This is a genomic window from Aquabacterium sp. UBA2148 (assembly GCF_002328915.1).
GTDB lineage: Bacteria > Pseudomonadota > Gammaproteobacteria > Burkholderiales > Burkholderiaceae_C > Aquabacterium > Aquabacterium parvum.
This window is the reverse complement of record NZ_DCXA01000235.1, coordinates 1-6,853: the sequence shown is the minus strand read 5'-3', so window position 1 is coordinate 6,853 and position 6,853 is coordinate 1. Positions and strand designations below refer to the sequence as shown.

6 protein-coding genes are annotated in these 6,853 nt (G+C 64.2%); all 6 read left to right on the top strand.

All coding sequences use genetic code 11. The features are described 5' to 3' along the window. A partial coding sequence (locus B2W70_RS13140; RefSeq protein ID WP_286746316.1) for a phosphatidate cytidylyltransferase occupies positions 1-542 on the top strand: 542 nt, incomplete at its 5' end. Continuing rightward, a complete protein-coding gene (gene ispC, locus B2W70_RS13135; RefSeq protein ID WP_286746314.1) occupies positions 535-1,743 on the top strand; it encodes a 1-deoxy-D-xylulose-5-phosphate reductoisomerase in 1,209 nt (402 codons plus the stop codon). The genes B2W70_RS13140 and ispC, both read left to right, overlap by 8 nt. 41 nt (positions 1,744-1,784) lie before the next feature. After that, positions 1,785-3,203 (top strand): RIP metalloprotease RseP, encoded by a 1,419-nt coding sequence (gene rseP, locus B2W70_RS13130; protein ID WP_286746313.1) that lies wholly within the window; start codon positions 1,785-1,787, stop codon positions 3,201-3,203. A gap of 22 nt (positions 3,204-3,225) precedes the next feature. Continuing rightward, on the top strand, positions 3,226-5,514 hold the full coding sequence (bamA, locus tag B2W70_RS13125; protein ID WP_286746311.1) for an outer membrane protein assembly factor BamA: 2,289 nt from the start codon (positions 3,226-3,228) through the stop codon (positions 5,512-5,514). A 2-nt stretch (positions 5,515-5,516) separates the two neighbouring features. Beyond that, on the top strand, positions 5,517-6,026 hold the full coding sequence (locus tag B2W70_RS13120) for an OmpH family outer membrane protein (protein WP_058086169.1): 510 nt from the start codon (positions 5,517-5,519) through the stop codon (positions 6,024-6,026). Next, on the top strand, positions 6,023-6,853 hold an 831-nt coding region (gene lpxD, locus B2W70_RS13115), incomplete at its 3' end, for a UDP-3-O-(3-hydroxymyristoyl)glucosamine N-acyltransferase (protein ID WP_286746309.1). The genes B2W70_RS13120 and lpxD, both read left to right, overlap by 4 nt.

Genomic DNA, 6,853 nt, shown 5'->3' with positions numbered 1-6,853 from the left:
GTCACTGGCGGGCCATTCCGCAGTGGTTGAGGCGCCTGCTGGGTCTGGCTTTGCTGGTGGTGGCATGGATGGCCTTGGTCGAGAGCAAGGCCCAGGGCTTGAACCACATGCTGTCGGTGTTCTGCCTGGTGTGGGCTGCCGACATCGGGGCCTACTTTGGTGGGCGTGCCTTGGGTCGTCGCAAACTGGCGCCCTCCATCAGCCCTGGCAAGAGCTGGGAAGGCGTGGTGGCCGGCGCCCTGACCGTGCTGATTCTGGCTGCCGGCTGGTTGTGGGCCGATCAGAACATCGGCGTTGATTCTCCCAGCCTGTACAGCCGCCTGCTTTGGGGCCTGGGCTGGCCCGGCATGGTTGCCGCGCTTTTGGCCCTGGTGGGGCTGAGCGTGGTCGGCGATCTGTTCGAGTCGCTGGTCAAGCGCCAGGCCGGGGCCAAGGACAGCAGCCAGTTGCTGCCTGGCCATGGTGGTGTGCTTGATCGCGTCGATGCCTTGCTGCCGGTGTTGCCGGTGTCCATCGCCTTGCTGAGCTTGTGCCATGGTTGAAATCAAGGATTCCCGACGCCTGCGTGTCAGCGTGCTGGGGGCGACAGGCTCGATCGGCACCAACACGCTGGATGTCATCGCGCGTCACCCGGAACGCTTCGAAGTCTTCGCATTGACGGGCGCGAGCCGAGTGCCCGAGTTGCTGGCCCAGTGCCTGCGCTGGCGTCCCCGATATGCCGTCATGCCCGACGCACAGGCTGCTGCCAGCTTGCGCGAGGCAGTTCGTCAGGCTGACCTGCCCACCGAGGTGCTCGAAGGCGAGGCTGCACTGGTGGACGTGGCAGCGCACCCGGATGTCGACATCGTGATGGGGGCGATCGTGGGGGCGGCGGGACTGCCGCCTTGTCTGGCAGCGGCACGTGCAGGCAAGCGCCTGTTGCTGGCCAACAAAGAGGCGCTGGTTGTCGGTGGCGAGCTGTTCATGCGGGCCGTGCGCGAAGGTGGTGCGACCCTGGTGCCCATCGACAGCGAGCATTCGGCCATTTTTCAATGCCTGCCCGAAGATCCGGCCACATGGGCGCGTCGCGTGGATCACATTGTGCTGACCGCTTCTGGCGGCCCTTTCCGCCAGCGTGATCCGGCAACCTTCTCCCAGATCACGCCGGAGCAGGCCTGCGCGCACCCGAATTGGGTCATGGGCCGCAAGATCTCGGTCGATTCCGCGACGATGATGAACAAGGCGCTGGAGGTGATCGAAGCCCGCTGGCTGTTTGACCTCGCGCCTGAGCAGATCCGAGTGGTCATCCACCCGCAGAGCATCGTGCACTCGATGGTGGTGTGTCGCGACCGGTCGGTGCTGGCCCAACTGGGCACGCCGGACATGCGTGTGCCAATTGCCTACGGGCTGTCCTGGCCTGAGCGAATCGAGTCTGGTGCCGAGGTGTTGGACTTCCTGAAGCTGGGGGCCCTGACCTTCGAGGCCCCCGATGCATCGCGTTACCCTGGCTTGCAGCTGGCCTGGCACGCGCTGCGCTCTGCGCCGGGGCACACCTGTGTGCTCAATGCGGCCAACGAGGTGGCTGTCGATGCCTTCCTGCATGGCAGGGTTCGTTTCGATCAGATCCATCGGGTCAACGAGGAGACCCTGGCACAGTGCAAGGTGCCAGCCGAAGCTGCAGAATCCGTGGAGGGGTTGCTGGCGTTGGACGCCGAGGCCCGTCGCGTGGCTGCTGGCGTTGTGGCCGGTTGCCGGCCTGACTGAGTTCACAGCGTGTCGATTTCGGCCCGCTCCGGAGGTGCATCATGCTCATGACCGTTCTGGCCTTCCTGGTCACCATCGGGGTGCTCGTTGTCATCCACGAGTGGGGGCACTACCGTGCTGCGGTGGCGTGCGACGTCAAGGTGCTGCGGTTCTCCGTGGGCTTTGGCCGTGTGCTGTGGTCTCGCACGGGGGGCGAAACCGAGTTCGTGGTCTCTGCATTGCCTTTGGGTGGCTACGTGAAGATGCTGGACGAGCGCGAGGGTCGGGTTGAATCCGGCGAGCGTCACAGGGCGTTCAATCACAAGCCGTTGCATCAGCGCGCGTTCATCGTCGCCGCAGGTCCCTTGGCCAACCTGGTCTTGGCCGTTTTGTTGTACGCGTGCGTGAACTGGGCGGGGGTCGAGGAGATTCGGCCCTGGCTGGCCGAGCCCCGGGTGGGCAGCCTGGCCGCAGATGCCGGTCTGCGTTCGCGTGACGAGGTCGTTGCGGTGCAGATCCAAGGTGCCTCGAAGGATGCCTCGGGTGATTCAGCGCAAGCCGATGGTGAGTGGGTTGCCGTGCGCTCGATGACCGACCTGCAATGGTGGTTCACCCGCGCAGCGGTTCAAGGCCGTGATGTTCGCCTGCGTGTGGTCAGCCGAACATCGGAACAAGGATCTCCCTCGGGTGAGCGCGAGCTGAGCCTGGCTGTCAGCCGCATCCCGGCCGCCGATGTCGATGGGAGCTTGCTTGAGAAACTGGGCCTGAGTGGGCCCTATGCCGAGCCGCTCGTGGCCCAACTGGTGCCCAATGGCCCGGCGGAGCGCGGTGGGCTCAAGGAGGGCGACCGCGTCCTCAGCCTCAACGGCAACCCCATGCAGGACGCCGGCCAATTGCGTCAGGCGATCCGCCAGAGCGCCAACGATGGTCAACCGCAGCCGCTGACCTTTCACGTCGAGCGGGCAGGGCGCGCGCTGGATGTCCTGGTGCAGCCTGTGATGAAGGACGTCCAAGGGCAACGCCTGCCGCGCATCGAAGCGGCGCTGGGCTCAGCCGCCGCCACCGTGACGGTTCAGCACGGCCCTGTGGACGGCCTGACCCGAGCGCTGTCCAAGACATGGGATGTGGCGAGCCTCAGCCTGGAAATGCTGGGCAAGATGCTGATTGGCGAGGCCTCCATCAAGAACCTCAGTGGCCCCATCACCATCGCCGACTACGCTGGGCGTTCTGCCGAGCTGGGATGGGTCTATTACGTGGGTTTCCTGGCCCTGGTCAGCGTCAGCCTGGGGGTGTTGAACCTGCTGCCTCTGCCAGTCCTCGATGGCGGGCACCTCATGTATTATCTTTTCGAAGGCATCACGGGCCGCCCGGTTTCCGAGCGCTGGCTCGAGAGGCTCCAGCGAGGTGGCGTCGCCGTCATGCTCCTGATGATGTCCCTGGCCCTGTACAACGACTTCGCGCGACTGCTCGGCGCGAACTGATCTTCAACGCATGCCCATCTCCATGACCGCTGTCCGCCTCAAGCCGACCCTGCTTGCCGCCTTGCTGGCGTCCTCCCTGTTTCAGTCGGCCTGGGCCGTCGAGCCTTTTGTCCTCAAGGACATCCGCGTGGAGGGCCTTCAGCGTGCCGATGCCGGCACCGTCTTCGCATCGTTGCCCTTCCGCGTGGGCGACACCTACACCGATGACAAGGGCTCCGCGGGTCTGCGCTCGCTGTTCGCCACAGGTCTGTTCAAGGACGTGCGCATCGAGATCGATGGCAAGGTGGTGGTGGTCATCGTCGAAGAGCGCCCAGCGATCGCCCGCGTTGAGTTCGTTGGCACCAAGGAGTTCGACAAGGAAGCCCTGCTGAAGGCGCTCAAGGACGTCGGCATTTCGGAAGGTCAGCCTTTTGACCGCGCCCTGGCCGATCGGGCCGAGCAGGAACTCAAGCGGCAGTACCTCACTCGCAGCCTGTACGCCGCCGAGATCGTCACCACGATCACACCGACCGAACGCAACCGCGTCAACGTGACCTTCACCGTCACGGAAGGCGAGATCACCAAGATCAAGGCCATCCGCATCACCGGCAACCAGGCGTTCAGCGAAAGCACCTTGTTGTCGCAAATGGACCTGACCACGGGTGGTTGGCTGACCTGGTACACCAAGTCCGACCAGTACTCGCGCGCCAAGTTCAACGCCGACCTTGAAACCTTGAAGTCCTACTACCTCAACCGGGGTTACCTGGAGTTCCGAATCGAGTCTGCTCAGGTCGCGATCTCGCCGGACAAGCAGGACATCGAGCTCGTGATCAATGTCAACGAGGGCCCGGCCTACACCGTCACGGCTGTCAAGCTCGACGGCGACTACCTCGGCAAAGAGGCCACCTTCCGCAAACTGGTGACCATCGATGCCGGAGAGGCCTACAAGGCGGATCAGGTCGCCTCGACGGTCAAGGCCTTCACGGACCGCTTTGCGCAGTATGGCTACGCCTTTGCTCGCGTTGACGTGCGTCCTGAACTTGACCGCGAGAAAGGACAGGCCGTCATCAACCTCGTGGCCCAGCCGCAGCGTCGCATCTACGTGCGTCGCGTCAACGTGGCGGGCAACTCCCGCACCCGCGACGAGGTGGTGCGCCGCGAATTCCGCCAGTTCGAATCGGCCTGGTACGACGGCCAGAAAATCAAACTCTCGCGCGACCGTGTCGACCGCCTGGGTTACTTCAAGAACGTCAACGTCGAAACCGTTGAAGTGCCGGGCACGGTTGACCAGGTTGACCTGACCGTCGCGGTGGAAGAAAAGCCCACCGGTAACCTGATGCTGGGTGCCGGCTTCTCGACGGCAGAAAAGTTGACGCTGTCTGCTTCGATCAAGCAGGACAACGTTTTCGGCTCAGGCAACTACCTGGGCATCGAGCTCAATACCAGCAAATACAACCGCGCGATCGTGCTGAGCACGGTCGATCCGTACTTCACGGACGACGGTGTTTCTCGCTCTTACGACGTCTTCCTGCGCAACTCGCGCCCGCTCAACAGCCAGGGCGGTGACTACAAGATCGAAACCATCGGTGGTGCGGTGCGTTTCGGCGTGCCCTTCACCGAGTTCGACACCGTCTTTTTCGGCCTGGGTGTGGAGCAAACAGCCATCAAGGGCGACCTCGGTCTGCCGGTGAGCTACCGCCTGTTCCGCGACACCTTCGGTGACCGTGTGACCTCCGTGCCCCTGACCGTGGGCTGGGCCCGTGATGCCCGCGACAGCGTCATCGTCCCGACGACGGGGCGCTACCAGCGCGTGAACTTCGAAAGCGGTCTGCTGGGCGACACCCGCTACCTGCGCACCGACCTCGAAGGCCAGCAGTACATCCCCTTGAGCAACCGCTTCACCCTGGGCCTGCGTGCCGAGGTGGGCTATGGCGTGGGCCTGCAAGGCAAGCCTTACCCCGTGTTCAAGAACTTCTTCGGTGGCGGCCTGGGCTCGGTGCGCGGCTTCGAGCAAAGCTCCCTGGGGCCGATCGACATCGAAGGCGCCTACATCGGTGGCAACAAGCGCGTGAACCTCAACGCCGAGCTCTATGTCCCGTTCCCCGGTGCCGGCAACGACCGCACCTTGCGCCTGTTCGGCTTCATGGATGCGGGCAACGTCTGGGGAGAGGACGACAAAGTGAAGCTTGACGACCTGCGTGCCTCTGCAGGCGTGGGCATCAGCTGGATTTCGCCCGTGGGGCCGCTCAAGCTGAGCTACGGCAAGCCCATTCGCTCCTTCAGCCAAGATAAAATCCAGCAACTCCAGTTCCAGATCGGCACGGCTTTCTGACCATGACTTCGACCTTCAAGACCTTGGTGGCCATCGCTGCGCTGAGCTGCGCGGCCGCGGTCTCGGCTCAGGAGCTCAAGATCGGCTTCGTGAACCTCGACCGCGTCCTGCGTGACGCCGCCATGGCCAAGGCCGCTCAGGCCAAGCTCGAAGGCGAGTTCACCAAGCGTGAAAAAGAGTTGCTGGACAGCGAGTCACGCCTGAAGGCCGCGTCAGATCGCTTTGACAGGGAGACCGCCTCGCTGGGTGAGTCAGAGCGCGTGCGCCGCCAGCGGGAGTTGGTGGACCAGGATCGCGAGCTGCAACGCAAGCGCCGCGAGTTCCAGGAAGACCTCAACCAGCGCAAGAACGAAGAGCTGGCCTCCGTGCTTGAAAAAGCCAATCGAGTGGTCAAGTTGATTTTCGATCAGGACAAGTACGACCTGATCGTCCAGGAAGCGGTGTTCGCCGGCCCCCGTGTCGACATCACCGACAAGGTCATCAAGGCGATGAACGCCGGGTCGGGCAAGTGAACGCGTCGCATGCGAACGCCCAAGCCGCCGCCACCACGACGCTGAGCACCACGCCTGGCGAACTGGTCAAAGCGCTGGCAGATGAAGCCCTGGGTGGCTTCAAGGCCGAGATCCAGGGTGACGCCGACACGGTGATCCGTCGCATCGGGCCACTCGACGCGCAAGAGCCCGACACGCTGTCATTCCTCTCCAACCCGAAGTACCGCAGCCAGCTGGCTGACACGCAGGCAGCTTGCGTGATCATCAGCCCGACGGTGTTGGCCGATGCAGCCCATCTGCGCTCGGCCATCGTCACCTCCGATCCATACCGCTTCTTCGCGGCTGTCACCCGCTGGTGGGCGGCACGCGTGCGGCCCCGTCCGACAGCCGCCATCCACCCCAGCGCCGTGGTCTCTCCTGAGGCCGTGATCGGACAGGGCGTGCACATCGGCCCGCTGGTGGTGATCGAGGCGGGCGCCGTCATCGGCGATGGCGTGGTCATCGGTTCGCACACCTCGGTGGGTGAGCGCGCTCGCATCGGTGCAGGCACCCGCCTGGCGCCGCACGTCACCATCGGCTTCGACTGCGTGATCGGCGAGCGCTGCATCTTCCACAGCGGCGTGGTCATCGGTGCCGACGGCTTCGGCTTCGCACCGCACCAGGGCCGCTGGGAAAAGATCGAGCAGCTCGGTGCGGTGCGCATCGGCAACGACGTCGAACTCGGCGCCAACACCTGCGTCGACCGTGGTGCGCTGGACGACACCGTCATCGAAGACGGCGTCAAGCTCGACAACCTCGTGCAGATCGCGCACAACGTGCACATCGGCGAGCACTCGGCCATGGCCGGT

What these genes read in the sequence shown, in the direction of transcription:
- ispC (WP_286746314.1), top strand. Translation starts at nt 535, where the DNA reads ATGGTTGAAATCAAGGATTCCCGACGCCTGCGTGTCAGCGTGCTGGGG.
- rseP (WP_286746313.1), top strand. Translation starts at nt 1,785, where the DNA reads ATGCTCATGACCGTTCTGGCCTTCCTGGTCACCATCGGGGTGCTCGTT.
- bamA (WP_286746311.1), top strand. Translation starts at nt 3,226, where the DNA reads ATGACCGCTGTCCGCCTCAAGCCGACCCTGCTTGCCGCCTTGCTGGCG.
- B2W70_RS13120 (WP_058086169.1), top strand. Translation starts at nt 5,517, where the DNA reads ATGACTTCGACCTTCAAGACCTTGGTGGCCATCGCTGCGCTGAGCTGC.